General features: G+C 59.2%; 14 protein-coding genes and 1 pseudogene. 7 read left to right on the top strand and 8 right to left on the bottom strand.

Annotated elements, in window-relative coordinates; translation table 11 throughout:
- Positions 1-18: 18 nt before the first annotated feature.
- Positions 19-1,629 (bottom strand): L-glutamate gamma-semialdehyde dehydrogenase, encoded by a 1,611-nt coding sequence (gene pruA, locus C2L64_RS49640; protein ID WP_086916454.1) that lies wholly within the window; start codon positions 1,627-1,629, stop codon positions 19-21.
- A gap of 605 nt (positions 1,630-2,234) precedes the next feature.
- Here pruA and C2L64_RS49635 point away from each other — a divergent pair.
- Positions 2,235-2,897, top strand: coding sequence for a TetR family transcriptional regulator C-terminal domain-containing protein (locus C2L64_RS49635; RefSeq protein ID WP_086916455.1), 663 nt, complete (start codon positions 2,235-2,237; stop codon positions 2,895-2,897).
- Positions 2,898-2,909: 12 nt separating this feature from the next.
- Here the strand turns inward: C2L64_RS49635 and C2L64_RS49630 are convergent, their stop codons facing one another.
- The 3 genes from C2L64_RS49630 to C2L64_RS49620 form a co-directional block, all read right to left on the bottom strand.
- Entirely contained in the window at positions 2,910-3,911 is a 1,002-nt protein-coding gene (locus C2L64_RS49630; RefSeq protein ID WP_086916456.1) for a LysR family transcriptional regulator, read from the bottom strand.
- A gap of 72 nt (positions 3,912-3,983) precedes the next feature.
- Positions 3,984-4,832, bottom strand: a complete 849-nt coding sequence (locus tag C2L64_RS49625; protein WP_086916457.1) for an N-formylglutamate amidohydrolase — start codon at positions 4,830-4,832, stop codon at positions 3,984-3,986.
- Between the two features lie 461 nt (positions 4,833-5,293).
- The gene (locus C2L64_RS49620) at positions 5,294-6,754 is read right to left on the bottom strand and encodes an ISKra4 family transposase (protein WP_158660664.1); all 1,461 of its coding nucleotides are present in this window, start codon (positions 6,752-6,754) and stop codon (positions 5,294-5,296) included.
- Positions 6,755-7,632: 878 nt separating this feature from the next.
- Here C2L64_RS49620 and C2L64_RS49605 point away from each other — a divergent pair.
- Positions 7,633-7,872 (top strand): annotated as a pseudogene (locus C2L64_RS49605) (MFS transporter); the annotation flags it as partial.
- A 98-nt stretch (positions 7,873-7,970) separates the two neighbouring features.
- On the opposite strand, the gene C2L64_RS49600 reads toward C2L64_RS49605, so the two are convergent.
- Positions 7,971-8,933 carry a 2-hydroxyacid dehydrogenase gene (locus C2L64_RS49600; protein WP_090836633.1) on the bottom strand — a complete coding sequence of 321 codons (963 nt, stop codon included), beginning with the start codon at positions 8,931-8,933 and terminating at the stop codon, positions 7,971-7,973.
- Positions 8,934-9,220: 287 nt separating this feature from the next.
- Between C2L64_RS49600 and C2L64_RS49595 the strand changes: the two genes are divergently transcribed.
- The 4 genes from C2L64_RS49595 (at position 9,221) to C2L64_RS49580 (ending at position 13,127) form a co-directional block, all read left to right on the top strand.
- On the top strand, positions 9,221-9,979 hold the full coding sequence (locus C2L64_RS49595; RefSeq protein ID WP_090836631.1) for an SDR family oxidoreductase: 759 nt from the start codon (positions 9,221-9,223) through the stop codon (positions 9,977-9,979).
- A 59-nt stretch (positions 9,980-10,038) separates the two neighbouring features.
- On the top strand, positions 10,039-11,361 hold the full coding sequence (locus C2L64_RS49590; protein WP_090836629.1) for an MFS transporter: 1,323 nt from the start codon (positions 10,039-10,041) through the stop codon (positions 11,359-11,361).
- Positions 11,362-11,385: 24 nt separating this feature from the next.
- Positions 11,386-11,778, top strand: coding sequence for a VOC family protein (locus C2L64_RS49585; protein ID WP_090836627.1), 393 nt, complete (start codon positions 11,386-11,388; stop codon positions 11,776-11,778).
- A gap of 104 nt (positions 11,779-11,882) precedes the next feature.
- Positions 11,883-13,127, top strand: coding sequence for a citrate synthase (locus tag C2L64_RS49580; RefSeq protein ID WP_090836625.1), 1,245 nt, complete (start codon positions 11,883-11,885; stop codon positions 13,125-13,127).
- Positions 13,128-13,494: 367 nt separating this feature from the next.
- Here C2L64_RS49580 and C2L64_RS49575 read toward each other — a convergent pair whose 3' ends face one another.
- The 3 genes from C2L64_RS49575 to C2L64_RS49565 all read right to left on the bottom strand — a co-directional run bounded on the left by C2L64_RS49575 (position 13,495) and on the right by C2L64_RS49565 (position 15,059).
- The gene (locus C2L64_RS49575) at positions 13,495-14,076 is read right to left on the bottom strand and encodes a hemerythrin domain-containing protein (RefSeq protein WP_090836623.1); all 582 of its coding nucleotides are present in this window, start codon (positions 14,074-14,076) and stop codon (positions 13,495-13,497) included.
- An 83-nt stretch (positions 14,077-14,159) separates the two neighbouring features.
- Positions 14,160-14,357: a hypothetical protein gene (locus C2L64_RS49570; RefSeq protein ID WP_090836668.1), complete on the bottom strand. Its 198-nt coding sequence runs from the start codon at positions 14,355-14,357 to the stop codon at positions 14,160-14,162.
- A 171-nt stretch (positions 14,358-14,528) separates the two neighbouring features.
- On the bottom strand, positions 14,529-15,059 hold the full coding sequence (locus tag C2L64_RS49565) for a hypothetical protein (protein WP_322789381.1): 531 nt from the start codon (positions 15,057-15,059) through the stop codon (positions 14,529-14,531).
- A 481-nt stretch (positions 15,060-15,540) separates the two neighbouring features.
- On the opposite strand from C2L64_RS49565, the gene C2L64_RS49560 reads away from it, so the two are divergent.
- A complete protein-coding gene (locus C2L64_RS49560; protein WP_456152453.1) occupies positions 15,541-16,251 on the top strand; it encodes a methyl-accepting chemotaxis protein in 711 nt (236 codons plus the stop codon).
- Positions 16,252-16,655: the final 404 nt, after the last annotated feature.

Genomic DNA, 16,655 nt, shown 5'->3' with positions numbered 1-16,655 from the left:
GAGAAGCCGGGTAGCGACTTAGGCGCCGAACTGCCAGTCGCGCGGCGGCAGATACGTTTCCTTCACGACGCGCGGCGACGCCCAGCGCAGCAGGTTCAGATACGAACCCGCCTTGTCGTTCGTCCCGCTCGCGCGGCCGCCGCCGAACGGCTGCTGGCCGATCATTGCGCCCGTCGGCTTGTCGTTCAGGTACAGATTGCCCGCCGCATTGATCAGCACGCGCTCGGCCTCATGCAGGGCGAAGCGATCGGTGCTGAAGATGGAACCCGTCAGCGCGTAGGGGCTCGTGGCGTCGATCAGTTCGAGCGTTTCCTGCCACGCATTGTCTTCATAGACGAAGACGGACAGCACCGGGCCGAACAGTTCTTCCTTCATCAGCGCGTGCTTCGGATCGGAGACCTGAAGAACAGTCGGCTCGACGAAATAGCCGGGCTCCGACCACGTCTTGCCACCGGCGACGACCTTGACGGCCGGATCGTCCTTCGCAGCTTCGAGTGCGCGGCTCAGCTTCTGATGCGACGCCTGCGAAATCACCGCGCCCATGAACGTGGTGGGATCGGCGACATCGCCCACTTTCAACGTGGCGAGACGGTCCCGCAGTTCCTGACTGACGGCCGTCCACAGGCTGCGCGGAACGTAGGCGCGCGACGCCGCGCTGCACTTCTGCCCCTGGTACTCGAACGCGCCGCGAATCAGCGCGATGGCGACTTCCGACGCATTCGCCGACGCATGCGCAAGCACGAAGTCCTTGCCGCCCGTCTCGCCGACGAGGCGCGGAATCGTGCGGAAGCTGTCGACCTTCGACGCCACGCCCTTCCACAGCGACTGGAAAACCGACGACGAACCCGTGAAGTGGATGCCCGCCAGGTCCGGCGACGACATCGCCACACGCGTCGTCAGTTCGGCGTCGCCAGGCACGAAGTTGATGACGCCGGGCGGCAGGCCGGCTTCTTCGAGCGCTTCGAAGAAGATGTAATTCGCGAGCGCCGACTTTTCCGACGGCTTCCACAGCACCGTGTTGCCCATGATCGCGGGCGCCGTCGTCAGGTTCGCGCCGATCGCCGTGAAGTTGAACGGCGAGACGGCGTAGACAAAGCCTTCCAGCGGCCGCCAGTCGGCGCGGTTCACGGCAGTCGGAACGGACATCGGCTGCTCGGCGTACACGCGTTGAGCGTTGTATGCATTGAAGCGCAGAAAATCGATCAGTTCGCACGCGCTGTCGGGTTCGGCCTGATCAATCGTCTTGCTCTGGCCGAGCATGGTCGCCGCGTTGATCCTGATCCGCGAACGCGTCGCGACGATCTCCGCGGCGCGATGAAGAATCGTTGCGCGGCTCGCGTGCGTCAGCGACGCCCAGTCTTTCGCGACGGCCGCGGAGCTGGTAATGGCTTCGGCGATCTGCGCCTGCGTCGGACGATGGATGCGGGCCAGCAGGCGCTGCGTGTCGTGCGGCGCGCGGACTTCGACGACGTCGTTCGAGAAGTACCGCTTGCCGCCGATCACCGTCGGAATCTCGACGACGTCGCGTTGCTCGAGCGCCTCGCTCAGCGCCGCTGCCGCCTTCGTACCTTGACCGAAATGCACCTCGGGCTCATTTGCCGGCAACGGAAATTGTGGGCCTGAAATCACGCTTGCTCCTTTGGAAGAACGTTTGAACAAAGCTGCGGGCGAGGTGCACTGCCATTCGGGGTTTTCCCTTATCGGGTAACGCTTTGCGCCCGATTCGACCCGCCCGTAGAAGCTGGTGTCCAGAGTAGTGGGTGCAAAAAGAACCCCTTGTTGCTAAACCCGAACTTATGATTTGAATCGGTTGCCGTTATGGAACTCGTGCGGCGGCTGCGGTCTGGCCCTTCCTGCGAAATGGCTGATCGGTGGTTCAGCCAGTACACACGGGGCTGTCCGAGATCAATCCAAATGCCTGAAGTTTCACTGAACATATGTTCAGCCTTACCCGACTCGATTCGACTATATATCGAAATTCACGCGAATCAAAAACACATATCTACGACTACAGCGCAAAATTTGGCGTAACTACGGGTATTCACCTATCGAAAACTGGTGATTTCAAATGAACATCCGTTCAACTTTAATGACTAGATGGATTGACAGAACCGGAACAGATAGTGAACGTTTGTTCAGGATGCACTGCGAGTCCTGGGTACCATGTAAGCTGCCGAACGCGGCGCAGGAAAAGCCAGCGTGGCGACTCATCCAACCACCGAACGGAAGTGCACATGCAAGGAGAAAAGGCGCGCGAAGCGATGCCTGAGACGCGCAAGGACGATCCCGCCCAGTACGAGGGGATGCGTCTGCGTCTGATCGATTCGACACTGGAAGTCGTCGGGCAGGTTGGACTCGAGAACCTGACCATCCGCAAGGTGAGCGAATACGCGGGCGTGTCGGTCGGCCTCGTTCACCACCACTTCGAAAACAAGGGCAACCTTGTCTATAAGACCTTCGTCTATCTGATCCGGCGCGTGCGCGAGCAGTTGACGGCGGGACGCAGAGGCATCGCCGATCCCGTCGCGCGTATGAAATTCACGGCCGACATGTGCTTCAGCGACGAGGTGATGAGCCCCGGCGTCGCCAACGTGTGGCCGCACATGTGGAGTTCATCGGCGCACGACAAGGAAGTGCAGCGCCTGTGCGCCGCCTTCTCGCGGCGGCTGCGCTCGAACTTCATCCACGACCTCAGGCAGGCCGGCTGCGACCCGACCATGGCGACGATTTACGCGATCCAGGCGATGGGCCTCGTGCACGGACTGTGGATCGAGCATCGCGTGGCCGCGATCATTTCGATCGACGAAGTGCTCGACGTGTTCCACGGCTTCATCGACAACGCGACGAACCAGATCTGGAAGCGCAACATACGCAGTTTCGCTCCCGCGAACCACTAGCGTCGCAGTGCCTCACTCCTCGTCTTGCAGGCAAACGTCTTCCGGGTTGAGCGCCAGCGCCTTCGCGATGTCGCGCGAAACCTGCCGCTCGAATGCACGCCGAAGCAGATCGTAGAGGTCCGTGGGTAAGTGTCCAAGTTCGTTCTCCCGATAGGCGAGGAAGAACGACCGGCTTAGCCGTTGATAAGGCCGCCCATGACGGGAGAAACTGGAAAGAGGAATGACGCGGACATCCGGCACGTAGTGCCGCGATTGCCATAGACAAAGCGGCGTGGTCACCGCGAATCCCAACCCTGCGGCGACGAGACTGAGCATGGGGTCGGTGGCGTCGAACTCGCATGTGCGCTCGATGTTCTCGCCGTTCGAAGCCAGATAGGCGTCGACATGCTGCCCGATCACCGAGCGCGCGCTGTAGCGGATGAGTTGCAGATGCCGGCTCAACTCGGTGATCGTCGTAAAGCTGTCGACCTCGAAGCTGCGCGGCAACACGACGACATACGGTTCCGAGAACAGCTTCTGCCGACGGATGCCGGGCGTCTGCGAGATGCTCGTCGTCGTGACGGCCATGTCGAGTTGCCGCGCTTCGAGCTGGCCATCAAGTGTTGGCGTGATGCCCGACCACAAACGGATCAGATGCGAGGTGCCCGCCAGCGCCTTGATGATGATGGGACCGATGGTCGCCGCGAACGAATCGACGCAGCCCAGCCGGACCACGACACGTTTGGCGCGCGTCACATTGCGCACGCTTTCGACCATCTGGTCCGCGCCCTGCAACAGCACGGTCGCATGCTCGAACAGCCGCTGGCCGGCCGCCGTGGGACGCGCCGGGCGCGTCGCGCGGTCGAGCAGCGTGGTGTCCAGTATCGTTTCGAGTGCCTTGATACGTTGCGACACGCCCGCCTGCGAAATGGCAAGCCGGTTCGCCGCGTCGGATATCGACCCCGACTCGACAACAGCGACCCAACTGGCAAGAAGATCCCAGTCGGGGTATTGTTCTGGTCCGCTCTCTCTCATGACTGGCTGCGCATTGACTGAAAGAATGTAGCATGGATACATCGGCCAGCCCACGACGTCGCAAGCCCGGTGTTATGCATGTCCATTCGCGTCCTCGAACGCGGCCGCCGATACCGCTTCGGCGCGCGGCAAACGCCGAAGCGCTGTCATCAGCGCTTCGAGCAGGGCTCCCATCGCAGCGTCAGGCTTCGGATCGGCCGTATCGCGTGCGTCGATCTCCAGATCGGATCGCCAGCGTCCCGCTATCTCGACTTCGATCGCATGAATGCCGTTCTCCGGCATGCCATAGCGCTGCGCGCAGAACACATCCGCGACCCTGCCGTTCACGACCCACGAATGTCCGCACGATTTGACGATCTCGGTCAGCGTCGACACCAGTTGCCTGTCGCATGAAGCGCCCTGGTTCGTGCCGACGTTGCAGTCGGATGCGCCCGCCTGATTGCGAAACGGCGAGAGCCACGAACTCGCCTGTGTGACCAGCAGCACAACGTTGTCATGCATCTGCCGCAGGCGCACGAGTTCTGACGTCACAGCCGCGTGGAACGGGCGCCAGTACCTGTCGACGCGCATCTCGACTTCCGCTTCCGAAGGCTGCCCGTCCGCCCCATACAGCGATTCGCCGCGCGACGTATGCGTGCGGCACAGCCCGATGCAGTTCAGGCGCTGCGAAAGCGGACGGTTGTCGGTGGCGATGTTGAAGTCGATCACGCACGGGTGATAAAGCGCCGACACGAAGGACACGCCATGCCGCACTGCCGCAGCCTGCAACGCGACGCCCGCCGGGTCCGCGAGACGGCCGGCGATGGGCACCCATGCGGGATGCTGCAGCAAGTCGTCGGGAATGATCGTGCCTGTATGCGGCGTGGCGACGAGAATCGGTGAATCGGCCCGATAGACCTGCCCGAAAGCCATCTTCTGCATGTGGAGTACCCTCAGTTCGCATCGGCTTGCTCGACATGTCACGACATGCCGAGCCCGGCGCGACGCTACGCGTAGTCGATTCAGGTTATCCGAGCCGGGGTTCTCGAGGCACTCTGTAAAGTCGTGCTTTTTCTATTTATAAGCGTTGCTTACGCAAATCCCGGCCGGTCCCTGCGATGTCGCGGGCGACGTCGAGCCTTCCAGAGGACGCCGGAGATACTCGAAAAGGAAGCGCAGAACCCCAACACGCTCGCATCAGAGGTGTTGGGGTTCGACATACAGCGAATTCGCGGGCCTTTGAGGATACACGGATTACGTCAGGCGACTGATGGGCGCCGCCCACTCGTAGGCCGTAATGAATCTGTCACTAGCCCTCCCTAGCAACCACGCGCCAAAGCGCGATCGTGTTGACACTTTTATTTACCTTCGAATGAGAGTGAACCAAATCGTGGGAGGTCAGTTCACGCCACTCGGCGCGCACTTGGCGAGTTTGCAACTGCAGAAGTCGTGGTCAACACGGCGAGTCTCTCAACCGAAAATTCTTCGTTGAGGACAGCCACTCTGACCTGTGCCAGGCAATGCGCTCCCTCGTCCGTCCATCGCATTTGTTGCTTCTTCGCCATGCGATGGCTGACAACCAGGTTGACCGCGGACTCGGCAATGCTGCTACTGATCGGTAGCCCCTTGTGATAACGCATGCAATAGTTCACGAGCGTACCGGCGTTGTTCTCGATGTAGAAGTACAGGCGGCGCAGGTTCCAGTACAGCGTCGAGTACTCGTAGCCTTCCTTCGCCAACAGCGTGGGATCCATGGCCTTGATACGGGACACGGATTGCCGGCCCTTTCCATGCCAAACCAGCCACTTGGCGTGATCGATCTCTGTCTCCACAGCGCTTCGCTCGTGAGGCTCCATCGTCTGGCTCCCAAACACCGAGTTCTTCGCAGCCTTGAATTTCATCGCGATGTGAAACCAGTCCAGGATCCTTCCTCTAGCGAGCTGGCTGCCGTCCACAGCCTTGCCGAATTCGCCAGCGTTATCGCTGATCACGGTGACCCGCTCGTCTGGAGCCACGCCGCTTGCAAAGAGAAATTGGTCCAGCCGCGCGGGCGCCGATGGCACAAGCTTATGCACGTAAGCGTAGAGACGCGGGGTGCGATCAGCGAGAGTTGCGCGGCCCGCAACGATGTTGACATGGCGATCCTGCGCCAACTTCTGCGCCCAAGGCGATTTCAGCTCCGCAAGGTCGCGCGCCGCCCTGCGGCTCTTGGGGCTGCTGCTGAAGCTCAGCCACGCTGAGTCGACGCTCACGCAGCCGACGGCGGTCGATTCGCGAACCGGCTCCCCGCCGACCGGTTTTGGTCCAGACGCGATATCGCGGTTGATCTGCGCGTCCAGCGCGCTGCCCACGGCGAGGATTCGACGACGAGTACTACCGAAGGAAATCCCTTTGTCCAGTGGAAGGACCTCTCGAAGCAGCTCGGTGGCCTGACGGTACGGGAGATGGGCGGCCCACTTGGCCTGCAGGTACTCCAATTCCGGCGTCACACGCCGGTGAAGGGCCTTGCACAGTGGGCTCGAAGAACGGCGCGGTCGCCCTTGCTCTGCCGCACAGCTGCATGCCCAGAGCCTCGGACTCGGCACGTCGACCTTGCCAAACACGGTTCGCAGCACGATCGATCGGGCGTCCTTGTGCGCCAGCATCGAGCCACAGCGGTGGCAAGCCATTTGGCTCTTCATCCACCGGGCAGTCTGCTCGGGCACAAGAAACGATTGAACCTCGGCGAGCAAGGCACGACCTTCGGCAAGTGTCAGTCCCAGATCGGCGAGGCTGAGGTCATTTCGTTCAACCACAGCAAGAACCGTTGCATCAGTCGCACGCGCTTCCTCGCCCTCTACGCGGGCCTCGATGATCAGTCGCATAGCACCTCCGATCGGTTGGCAACGTCGCCAGCATAGCGGAAACGGCTCAGCGTGCCGGTCGGGCTCGCTGGGCTCTTTTCGCCGGGACTTCGTGATCGGGTGCGATGCCGTCATGCCGTCCATGACGTTGGTCAATGTCGACGGGAATTGCCTCCCACGGTTTGGTTCACTCTCGGATGATTTCGCGCGCCTCTGAGGCGTTGCCTCATTGACGCAGGTCCTGACTTCGTGATGCGTGACAGCGTCTGAAAAAAGCCCGCCCTCTCATCGAGACCAGCGGGCGTTGAGCGCTTGATTCATCGCGACCAACAGTGTCGCCACTCGTCGCGCGATTGCATGTGAATGGAACGGGGCGAACACGCGATTCGATGCAGCCTTGCCAGTGCAGTCATGACGAGCGCAGTCGCCCTAGGCAGCAGCGGCATTACGTTAACGGCCCCACGCATCGCGGGACAGGACACTCACCCTATCGCAGCTGTACCGCATCCGGCAACCCGCGAGATTCCAGAAAGGCATCGCCGCGTGTTCCGCGCCTTGCATGGCCGTCCTTGCCCCGACGATCCACCCGGCCGCCCCCTGCTGGCTGGGTTTTGGCGAGGCAGGGGCAAGCGTGACGAGTACCAGACAGTTAGTTGCGCACAATACAATCTGAATCATTGAATACGCACAACGGCAGCGATATGCTTCGCACCGACCCGAATGGTAAAGACGGAGACCTATCGAAGGAAAACAAAACAATGCGACTGCGACGCATCACCGCGCGATGTTCCTCTGTGCATGGCAAAGGTCCTTTTGCGCTTCTGCCCATCGCCGCAGGCGAGCGGCTCATCGAGTACAAGGGTGAAGTGACCAGTTGGCGGCGCGCCGCCGCACGCCAGGGATGGGCAGTCGTCGCAGATACGTCGCCGAAGGAGGCCATCGGTCTCTCCGGTTCCATCTTCAACATGTTCGGCAACATGGCGGGCATCGTCACGCCTATCGTGATTGGCTATCTGGTTGCCCAGTCGGGATCGTTCAACGACGCCCTCGCGTTTGTGGGTGTCAACGCGCTGATAACCATCTTCAGTTATCTCGTGATCGTCAGGGATATCAGGCGCGCCGAATTGAGCCCGTCGTAGGCGAACAGATTCAGCACGTTATTGAACGTCGCATAGCGTTGGACAAAAAGCCCGCGTGGCAGCGAGCTTTTCAGGAGATTCGACTGTGTTCCCTGCGCTCACACCGGATTCAATGCCGGCCGCCCATCGAGAATGGCTGCTACGTTATCCAATGCGGTGAAACCCATCTGATCGCGGGTTTCCACCGTCGCGCTCGCCATGTGCGGCGTAAGGAACACATTCTCAAGGCTGGCAAACCGGGCGTCGACACTGGGCTCGTTCCTGTACACGTCGAGGCCCGCACTGAAAAGGTGTCCCGATGTCAGTGCATCGTAGAGGGCATCCTCGTCCGCTAACGCACCACGCGCCGCGTTCACGAAAACCGCTCCCTTCGGCAAGAGACCGAATTCCTTTTTCGTCATCAGCGGAAGACCGCCGCCCGGCACGTGAAGCGAAAGCACCTGGCAATGCGGCAGCATCTCCTCGAGGTTCGGAAAAAACGTCGCGCCATTCTCCGACGACGGCGAAGCACGCTGAATGTCCGTATAGACGACGCGCATGCCAAAGCCCTGTGCGCGTCTGGCGACTGCTCGTCCGATCCGCCCGAACCCGACAATACCCAGCGTCTTGCCATTGACCCGCGTGCCGAGCATCTCGGTCATCCCGAATGATTGACCCCATCCGCGCCGCATGATCTTTTCATATTCGGATGCACGGCGGCAGGCCGCCAGCACGAGAAGCATCGCGAAATCCGCGGTGCATTCTGTCAGCGCGTCCGGTGCATTCGTCACGACAATCCCTTTTCCGAGGGCGTAAGACACATTCATGTGATCGACCCCCGCGCTCGCGTTCGCGATGATCTTGAGCGTAGATGGAAGCGCCGCAATGTGGACCTCCTGCAATCCGGACTTCTTGCCGATCAGAATGGCCCGCACATCGTGCTTCGTGCAGAAGTCCACGACAGACCACGCGTCCATATCGGATTCGGTCACATAGGCGCGAAATTCGGAGACTGCGCGAGCCGCCACCGCTTGCGGGACCCGTCGCGCAATCAACAGTTGGGTCTGGTTGGTTTCCGGCATGGTTTTTCCTTGAGATTGAAAGACCGACACAGACTACGAAACGGAAGCTCGCGAGGTCAATGTTGATTGGATGAATCAACTTAACGCGATGCAGCCTGTCAGTATTTCGCTGCGTGCCTTTGCACGTTCCCGGCCGTGTCCAACGTCATCCCGGTATCAGGAAAACCCTGATTCGATGCCCGCCTGCAGCGCTATTTGATGTTGATTGAACGAATCAAGATTGCTCCCGCCTGTGTGCCGGTGCAATTCTCTTTCATGATCGATTCAACAATGAAGGGGACGAAGCAATGCCTGCATCGAAAAAATTCGCAGCTGTGACAGGCGCTGGATCCGGCATCGGCCGCGCTACCGCCGTAGCGCTCTCCAATGCGGGGTTTGCCGTAGCGCTGATAGGGCGCAGGGAAGCGCCATTGCTTGAGACTCGCGAGACCATCCGTATTGCGGGCGGCGCTGCGAGTGTGTTCTCCACAGACGTGACGAGCGATGCTTCCGTGGAACAGGCATTTTCACGGATTGCGCATGAATTCGGCCGTCTGGACGTGCTCTTCAATAACGCGGGCCGCAATGCAGGTGCGGTGCCTCTTGACGAATACAGCCTCGACTTCTGGAACGACGTCGTTGCGACGAACCTGACGGGCGTTTTCCTGTGTGCACGCGCTGCGTGGCGTCTCATGAAGACGCAGTCGCCTCAGGGTGGAAGAATCATCAATAACGGATCGATCTCGGCGCACTCGCCCCGGCCCAACACGATCGCTTATACCGCGACCAAACATGCCGTGACCGGCATGACGAAATCGCTCGCGCTCGACGGACGCGCATTCAACATCGCCTGTAGCCAGATCGACATCGGCAACGCGGCTACCTCGCTCACAGAGCGGATGACTCGCGGCGTCCTGCAAGCAGATGGAACCATGGCGCCCGAGGCAAGAATGGACGTCACGCACGTCGCCAACGCAATCGTGCACATGGCCAGCCTGCCTCTTGAGGCTAACGTGCTGAACATGACCATCATGGCGACCACCATGCCTTTCGTAGGCCGCGGATAAAAATACTCTCCTGCCAGACAAAAAAGATAACAGGCAGACCTTTGATTCAGGAGACACCGATGAAAGTCGTAGAGGAACAACCGCTGTCAGTGCCCGATCAGGCTTCCTACGCGGCAACGGCAAAGCCATCGAAGGTGAGGTACGTCGTGCTCTCGATGCTGCTCGTGGCCACCATTCTCAACTATGTCGACAGGTCGGCACTTGGCATCGTTGCACCGAGCCTGTCGAAGGATCTCGCGCTCGACAGGATGCAGATGGGCGAACTGTTCGCCGCCTTCGGACTCGCCTACTCTTTCGCCCTGTTGCCCGGCGGGCTGTTGACGGACATAGTCGGCTCGCGCCTCGCGTATGCATTGTCGCTCGTTGGCTGGTCATGTGCGACCCTCACGCAGGGCCTGGCAAACAGCTATCACATGTTGCTTGGCTCCCGGTTCGCAATGGGTGCGCTTGAAGCGCCCGCCTTTCCGTCCAACGCCCGCGCCGTGACGCTATGGTTCCCTACCCGGGAGCGAGGGTTTGCGACAAGCGTCTACGTGATGGGCCAATACATTGGAACGCCGCTTTTCACCGGTCTGCTCCTTTGGATTTCCAGCGCGTATGGTTGGCGTTCGGTCTTCTTCGTAACGGGCGGATTCGGCATATTTTTCAGCCTGTTGTGGTTCCGTGCGTATCGGGATCCTTCAGGGCATCGGGGCGTCAACGCAGCGGAGCTCCTATACATCAACGAAGGCCAGGGGAGACCCTCGCAAAAGGCGCGCGAGAAATTTAACTGGCGGATAGCGTTCAAGCTGCTTGGCTACCGGCAGGTTCTGGCGATTTGCCTGGGGAAATTCTGCAACAACACCTTGCTGGTCTTCTTCACCACATGGTTCATGACCTATCTTGTCGAGGCGCGTCACATGTCGATGATCAAGGTGGGCATTTTCCAGGCACTGCCGTTTATGGGCGCGACGCTCGGCATTCTCGTAGCGGGCTCTCTTTCGGATTTTTTTATCCGTAGAGGCGTATCGATCTCCGCAGCACGCAAGGCGCCGCTGATCATCGGCACGCTGCTCGGCGCAACAATCGTATTCGTCAACTTCGTCGAGTCGAACGAGCTGGTGATTGCAATCCTGACAATCGCTTTCTTTGCTCAAGGCGTTGGCTCGATGTCGTGGGCAGCCGTCTCCGAAATTGCACCTCGGCAATACGTCGGCCTGACCAGCAGCATCACCAGTCTTGCGGCCAATATTGCAGGCGTCACGACGCCGCTCATGATTGGCTACATCACCCATCACACCGGCCATTTCTATTGGGCCCTCAATCTGATGGGTGCGATCTGCCTGCTTGGGACCCTTTCGTACTCGCTCCTGCTTGGCAAACTCTCCCGTATCGAGCTCTGAAATCTAACTTTTGGTGACAACAGCATGATTGAATTCAAGTGGGATCATCTTCAACTGTGCTCCACAGATGCGGAAGCGACGGCTGCGTGGTTTGCTCGCTGTCTTAACGCCGAAGTTGTCCGTCGACCTGGCAGGGTGGACCTGCGCATTGGAGGAATTAGCCTGTTCATCACTGCGCTGGAAAAAGCACACCCCATGCACGTTCGTGATGGCGAACGGGTGCAAGGTATCGACCACTTCGGTGTGACCGTGGATGATCTCGATGCCGCATTCCACCATCTGGTCAAGTGCGAGGCTCATATCGTCGAGCCGATCAGGCAAATCCGGGCGGGCGTGAGAGCCTGCTTCGTGAGGTCACCTGGCAACATTCTCGTCGAGATTCTCGAACGCAAGCCGGCCGAGATGACTTTTACCTGAAATGACGTCACTATTGAAACTGCATCGATAGCACTCACGCCGCCCGCAAGCCAGTTCGCGCGTCTCGGCTCCCCGTTCCACTTGTCTCTCGAAGCCTCAATCCCATGCGCCCCTGGATCACTTTGACTGAAGCAACGAGACTGCTTGGGGTTCAGGCGCAAACCGTGTACGCCTATGTTAGCCGCGGCAGCATTGCCGTCATGCCTGATCCGCACGATCCGAGAAAGAGCCTCTACCGTGCAGAAGATGTTGCGGTGCTTTGCCGGAAGAAACAGCTCGGACGAAAACGCGAGGCCCTCGCTGCCGGAACGATATTTGGTACGGAACCTTGCATCTACAGCGGCATTACCACCTTCTCCAAGGGGCGCGCGTACTATCGGGGCCGAGACAGTATCCGACTATCCGAAACGGCCACGCTGGAGGACGTCGCTGCTATTCTCTGGAATACGCCAACGCCGATTTCTTTCGAGACGGATGGCGTGTCGCTACAGGGTAATGAGCGTGGCAGACAATGTGCGTTCATGTCACTGGCGGCACTCGCAGCCAACGGACACTCCACTCACGGTCGTACGGACCGCGCGCTGCACGCTGAAACTGGTCGGCTCGTAGCACTTGTTTCGCAGGCGTTCGGTGCACAATGCGACGGTGCCGCGACGTTGACGCATGAACGGCTAGCGCTCGGTTGGGGACAAGGACGTGAAGGTGCAGATCTCATTCGACGGGCACTGGTTCTCGTAGCAGACCACGAACTGACGAGTTCTGCGTTTGCCGCCAGAATTACTGCATCCACGGGCGCATCGTTACCCGGGTGCCTGCTTACCGGGCTTTCCACGATCGCCGGCCCCCTGCATGGAGATGGATCGGGCCGTGTGAGAGCGGTGTTCGACGACGTAGAAAGGCTCGGGGCGGAGAACGTTGTGGGTCGTCATTTACAGTCTGCAATCCCGATCCCAGGCTTCGGTCATCATCTGTATCCAGACGGTGACCCGCGAGCGCACAGTCTGTTCGAGCGCCTCAATCCGCCGGAGGAACTCGCCTCCTTCATCGAAAAAGTTGTGACACTTACCGGTCTGAAACCAAATATCGACGTGGCCCTCGCCACCCTCGCCGCACAACTGAAACTCCCCCGCGACGCCGCGTTCGCACTTTTCGCCACGGCCCGCAGCGTTGGCCTGCTCGCGCATTGCATGGAGCAACTCAAGGTGGGTAAGGTCATCCGGCCGCGGGGACGCTACACTGGACCCGCGTTGGAGGAAGTCAATCAGAGCCCATCCAGTGGAGTCGGAAGCAAGACACTCGACCCCGTAACACTCGACAAGAATCGGGTCTTCAAGACAATCGTCCGCTGATTGGGTAGCGCGACTGAGCACGCCTTGCACTGATTGTCCGACTGGCAGTCGGTCATGGGAACCACCATGGCTTCACATAGCGCAAGTTAGCACACGCTCCAATGTCTTCCTAACTAACCTTGCGCAACGTTGCTAACTTATAGATCCGTCGAGCTTCCTCAGGCCCCAGCGTTTCGCCTGACTGGAGCGATGCACCCATCGTCATGATCTTCCGAACATCCGCTACGGGTCTGCAAGCCGTGCAAGCTGGGTCAGAAAAATCTGCCACCCCTCACCCGAGTGCCCCTTCCGAGCCCAAGAGTGTCCGCCGCAGACTGGTGCCAGGGACGCGTATAGAGGGTGGCGGTAACGATTGGCTAAACCGGGCTCACTCCCCAGTGCAAGGGATCGTGCTCACAATCATTGAATATAGATGGGCGAGATCACCCTCGATCTCGCTTCTGTCGAACGGATCACGATTGGCGTCAAACGCTTCGTCCAGTTCAACCCAGTCCGCAGGCGTAAGAAATCGCAACGCCGCGGGCAACACCACATCTTCCTCCAGCCGTCCGTGATGACTGTAGAAGGCCCGGTAATCCTCCACCATCCTCTGCAGCGCAGGCGCAGCCGAATCACCTACGAGCTCATAATGCATCAACGCGCGCTTGAGGTTTTGCACCCGTGCTTCGCCTTGTATACGCTGCGCCTCTAGCTCGTTGAGAACGTCGTCCAGTTCATCCGTCCGCTGTCGCAAGCGCCTGAATAAATACCTGTCTTCCGTGGGGTGATGAACCTGTTCCGGGTACTCGCGTATGTAGTAAAGCATGGCCCGCAACATCACAGGTGCTGGTGCTCTCCCGTCTGTACCCAAAGCGTCGACAAACGTCGTCATTCCATCGACGACGGCTGAAAGCTGTTGATGTTCACGCATGCTGGTCTGTATCGCTCTGCGCGCGACTGCCGGTTGCATGTCGCCCCTCCTGTACGTCAACACGACAGCAAATCCCCGCTATTTGCTGCGTGCATTTCCACGAACTCAGGCGTACCCGCGGATCAGCACAACCTGCCGATCGCCCTCAACACCGAACGCCCCTGCACAGTCAAATGCACGTGCGCGCATCCTGACGCCAACCCTTCCAGTGCAACAAGCTGACGCCCGCACAGGGTGTCCAGATCTTCAGGATCCAGATTGTTCGGGTACGGGTTTGTCTCGATCAGCATGAGCGCGGCCATTTCATGTGGGCTGAGCATTTCTGTCTCCGTTGGCATGAGTCCCTATGCGTCGGGTTACATTTCAAGCATAGATCCTCACCGAAGGCTGTCGACGCGCATCTTGTCGCATCGATGCTGGACTTCGCCTCGAAAGCGCAATAAACGATACCTGCGAGGATAACTGACGAAAACGATCCCCCTGCTTTTTCGTTATGGCAGCACTTGCAGTGCGAAGTCGCAAGCGAGCACGGCAGTTGATAGCAAGAGACCAAGTACGGCATTGGGAACGCGGTGCTCGAGGTCGGGGCGCCTCCCTAGCCACGCAAAAAACAGGAAACAAGATTCGACGACGACCTGCGTTGCAAACAGCATGAGCATCAATGTGAACTCATAACCCATCGCCTTGAATACCGAGAAATTCAGACCATAATTCACGATCCAGTATGCGATGCGATAAACCTCATAAACCGCAATAAGTATAGGAAAAAAATAGCTCGCCACATACGTCGGCAAGGTGGCGTGCCGGAAGTGAGGATGAAAATTGAGCGCGAGCTGCATGATCATGCTCCTGGGGAATCCCGTCTGCATTCCAGTCGCGCAGTTGGGTAGTTTGGTGACGGCATGGCAGCGCGACGCCTTGATGAACACCTGGCCGTTGCCATCCAGGTCCCGTACCACGAGCACTGGCATGTCGCGATCCGCACGAACCGCACCGCGATATTGCCCGGCATCAGCCGGCATACCCCTCGTCCGTGCGTATCGATCACGACAAAATTTGCGCCGTGTTACCGCACCCAGCGTTGAAGACACGAGGCAACATCATGTTCGTATGCGTGATCTGCTCACGAACCCGATTACGTATCCCAACTCTTAAATGCTGCACGCGGTGCTTCGCGTTCTCCGCCGCCTGTGTCATGACGATGCTTTAGCACAGTTTGAATTCATCATGCGCCTTCCCTTCAAGCTCGAGTTGACCTGTATCAACTTACGGGTCGGAAAGCGACGGTATATACACGCATGGCGGACGGTCGATACCAGCACTAAAAACTGGATGGCTCTTTTGCGTGTTCAACGAAGCAGGGTTTTCAGAGCGAAACCAATGTCATGAGCCTATTGATCGAGATCAAGATCTGGCTGGCTAATTCATGCATAGATGCGCATATTCACGTCCACCGACTTTAATGTCTGGGGAACGGCCAATACCGACAGATACGGGACCGCTATGAGCAACGCAGATCTGTTCGCGCGCACTGGGGCACAAGCCGCTTCGCTCGAGCGGATTGCCGCGTCCATGCGCGAACTGATCGAAACGGTGACGGCGAACGCGGAGAACGCGCGCCAGGCGAACGCGCTATCGACAGCCACGTCCGAGATTGCCGGCGACGGCAGGCGGGCCGTCAGCGAGGTCATCGGCACGATGCGATCGATCAAGGACAGTTCCTGTAAGATCGTGGACATCATCGGCGTGATCGACAGCATCGCGTTCCAGACCAATATCCTGGCGCTGAACGCGGCAGTGGAAGCCGCGATCGCAGGGGAACAGGGGCGCGGATTTGCAATCGTTGCCAGCGAGGTGCGGAATCTGGCGCGTCGTTCCGTGAACGCCGCAAAGGAAATCGCCGCGCTCATCGGCGATTCTGTGACCAGCGTCAAAACGGGTGGCAAGCTCGTCGACGACGCGAGCGGCACGATCACGGATATCGTCACATCGGTCGAACGCGTCATCGCGTTCATGGGCGATATCTCGATGGCAAGCCAGGATCAGAGCCTCGGAATAGGTCAGATCAATGATGCAGTGAAGCAAATGGAAGCGATGACCATTCAGAACGCGCATCCCGCAGAGCATGCCGAAAACGAGTCGCGCCTGATGCGCGCTCAGGCACTCAAGCTCGCAGAACTTGTTGGGTCATTCCGGCTTTCGGCCTCTGCCTAGCGTCCAGATGGTGCAGCAAGGGGACGTCGGCGCAACCGCAGATCGCAGGGACCGCTCGCCACCCGACCGTTCCAACGCATCGCCGGATCTATTTGTCTTGCTGAATCGTATCGGCCAGCGGCCCATAGGCGAGACTTTTCAAGCGAACGTGAGTCTTTACGGATGCCCGGAATTGTCGCTTTCGCCATAATGGGCAAACTGGAGAGCGCGATCCATCATAGCTCGATTTAGCGGCAAGGCTATTCATTCTCGTTGCCCCCGCGCATGCACCACGGCGTAATGACGTCGCCTTACAAGATCAAGTCGGACATGAGTCAGCGAGACTCAGGTCGTGGAGAACTCCGCGAGCGCCCGTGCCATCGGCTGTCTGGCCGTGGCAGATCATCCCCATCGTTTTTATGTCC

This window comes from Paraburkholderia hospita (assembly GCF_002902965.1).
GTDB classification, from domain to species: Bacteria; Pseudomonadota; Gammaproteobacteria; order Burkholderiales; family Burkholderiaceae; genus Paraburkholderia; species Paraburkholderia hospita.
Note: the sequence above shows the minus strand (reverse complement) of the source record. Positions and strands in the feature narration are given on the sequence as shown.